Annotated in this window: 3 protein-coding genes and 1 pseudogene; 1 reads left to right on the top strand and 3 read right to left on the bottom strand. The window is 59.8% G+C overall.

Annotated features, from left to right (window positions below; translation table 11 throughout):
• The first annotated feature begins 420 nt into the window (after window positions 1-420).
• Window positions 421-687, top strand: a complete 267-nt coding sequence (locus tag ACEK02_RS02560) for a hypothetical protein (RefSeq protein WP_371420238.1) — start codon at window positions 421-423, stop codon at window positions 685-687.
• A 53-nt stretch (window positions 688-740) separates the two neighbouring features.
• Here the strand turns inward: ACEK02_RS02560 and ACEK02_RS02555 are convergent, their stop codons facing one another.
• From ACEK02_RS02555 to ACEK02_RS02545, 3 genes and pseudogenes are all read right to left on the bottom strand, one after another.
• Window positions 741-995 carry a hypothetical protein gene (locus tag ACEK02_RS02555; RefSeq protein ID WP_022675498.1) on the bottom strand — a complete coding sequence of 85 codons (255 nt, stop codon included), beginning with the start codon at window positions 993-995 and terminating at the stop codon, window positions 741-743.
• A gap of 443 nt (window positions 996-1,438) precedes the next feature.
• Window positions 1,439-2,005 carry a hypothetical protein gene (locus tag ACEK02_RS02550; protein ID WP_371420237.1) on the bottom strand — a complete coding sequence of 189 codons (567 nt, stop codon included), beginning with the start codon at window positions 2,003-2,005 and terminating at the stop codon, window positions 1,439-1,441.
• Window positions 2,006-2,253: 248 nt separating this feature from the next.
• Window positions 2,254-2,551, bottom strand: a pseudogene (locus tag ACEK02_RS02545) (hypothetical protein); the annotation flags it as partial.

Here is a 2,551-nt window from a genome sequence, read left to right as displayed (position 1 = left end):
GATGGCTTCAGCCCCGCCGCTTGATCCTACCGGCGTCAGCCGGTCAGTCATTCAGACGTTGCCCGTCGGTGCCCGAAACATGTTTCACCGCTCCCCAGGGTCGCTAATTTCCGCCTAAACTCCTGCAATTACACGAGATTCTTTCCGAAACGCCTTACGGTCAAACCGTGTTCGGTGTGCTTTCTGAGGGACTTGGCGGCTATGTGCTGAGATCAAAGGTTTGGGGGGAGTCGCATGTCGGAGGTGGCATTCCGGAAGGAAGCCAGGCCGAAGGCCGGCGTCACCCGATAGCGGAGACTGCACTGCATCGACGACGATCGGCAGTGCCCTTCTCGAAGCCTCAGCTGCGGGGACTCATCGCGATTGTCCGCGAGGGCGCAGAAGCATCAGACAAAAAAACGTCTCGATTTGACTCCACAGATGACTATCATCTGCCAGTCAAACGAGACGCGAGGAATGGGCCTTATGGTGTCAAAGGTTGAACGCGAGCGCGCTGCTTTGGAAGCCGCTGAAAAGGAGTTGGCGGAGCGCAAGAAAAAGCTCGCGGAACTCGAACAGGAAGAGGCGGAGAAACAGCTCGCCAGACTTGTGCGAAAGGTTGGGCAAGACCGGGCAATCCAGCTGCTCGAACTCGCCGTCAAAGTGAAGCCCAAAGCGGCGGTTGATGCTCTGGCAAAGCTGGCGTGAGACGGGCGTAAGAACAGGGGCGTTTGGGTGCGGATTGCCGCACCCCGTGAGGCTCAGTATTCGTCGTCCATCTTCCCGGCTGCGGTGTAGACGATGTCGTCGATCAGATGCAGCGGAAGCTCACCATAGTCCCCTTCCTCGATCAGCAGATATGAGCCGTCTCCGACCCGGACCACGTGCACATCGAAGAAGGTGTGATAGGAGCGCCGTTCTGCCTGCATGATCTTCTCATCGAGTGCGATGATGTCGGTATCGATCTGACGGATCGTGGCGGTGTCAGCTTCATAGGCTTCTGCGGTGTAGCACATCGTTGCCTCCTGTCATTGGCGGCTCGTCCGCCATGCCATGAAGCAGCGCTCCGGATGTGCTCGGGTCACCGGAGCGAAGCGGAGGCTTGACCGCAAACTGGTCGAGTGGTGCGGAAGTCCGCTTGCGGACTTCCCGGTCGGCCTGTTTGTGGTTGACCCGGGCATGTCCGGAGTGCTCATGGCGATGGTGGTGGACGGGCCATTGGCATGAGGCTGAAGTCGGATTTACACCGCGCCTTGGGAGCGTTGCCACCCTCGCGCAGAGCGCTGGTTCCATAGCATGCGAAAAGGGCACCACGGCTTGAAGCCGGGCACCCTTTTCCCTTGCCGAACGAACGGGAGGCTGTTCGTCGATCGACCTGAAACTGGTTAGCGCTGTGTATTCAGAAACGGGAGCTAGATTGCCATTCAGCTGATGAGCAGTGCTTCACCTGAGAACGCGCTCAGGACGCCCATTCCATTGTTGGAAACTGTTCGCCGCAATCGGTGTATGCAAGGACCGAAAGGCTTTCGAAGACGGTCTCGATCTGGGCACTGCGAAAGGCTTCAGCGGTATGGTGATCGCTAAGCAGGGCACGTAGCGCGTCCAGCGGGATTTCCCCCTCTGAACCATCGCCCTGCCCCAGTGCCCGCACGACCTTGGCGGCAAGTTCTGATGGCAGCAGGATGTCGCGCGCAAGGGCGATATGCTCGGAGACCATGATGGTGATCGGGGAGGGTCCGCCGGGGCAGTGGACACGCAGCGTTCGCCCAAGAAACTGCGCCTCCTCGACAATCGCAATTACCTCGGCTCGCCAGTCAAAGCAGGCGGCAAAGCTTGCGAGGGAAAGAGAGTTCGCGTTGACTTCGAAGTTGAGCGGTGCAGCCGAGAATTCGTGGCTCTCGGTTTCGACGACGGCATGGCCAGCGTGCAGCCGCCGCATCAAGCTTGCGAGCTCGAGCGCGGAGATTCCCGCCGGTTCGGAATGGAGCCGAGTTGTCTTGTCCTTGACCCTGAAAGTGACGAGCATCTTTGCCTCCTGCTGCTGCTCGCCATCTTGCTTTCCCCCTCCTCTTTTAGGGGTGAGGACCGGATACTGAGCGGGGCCATCCTCACCGATCTCGGCCCGCCCTTTGCATGTTCCAAGCGGCGCTTAGCATCTGGCACCAGCGGGCTTCCTCCATGACGGGCAAGGGGGGTTCGATGCCCCCTGAGCCCGTGCTCGCACGAAAGAAGAATGGAAGGCCCCGGTCAGAGCCGGAGCCTTCCATAAAGCGCTCATGCGAGGCTGCGTGAGCCTGGCTTGCGCTGATCACTGATGCGCCGGATGTGGAGCGGCACTCCCGCCTGGCGGAGGCGCTGTGCCAAGTTGGACTGGATGCCGGAACCTTCGCCGATAATCGCCTCGACCGGCCTCAGCTTCACAATGTTCTCATTGCGCAAGAACGGGGCACGGTTGCCGTGGCGACGATCGGGCATGAAGAGGATGGTTTGCACTCCGTTCCGCTGTGCCCAGGCATTTGTGTCAACACCGGGATAAAAACGGGCCAGGCACCGGTTTAAAAAGGGGCCAGTT

This window comes from Tardiphaga sp., from assembly GCF_041424195.1.
Lineage (GTDB): Bacteria > Pseudomonadota > Alphaproteobacteria > Rhizobiales > Xanthobacteraceae > Tardiphaga.
This window is presented reverse-complemented; position numbering and strand designations above follow the sequence as displayed.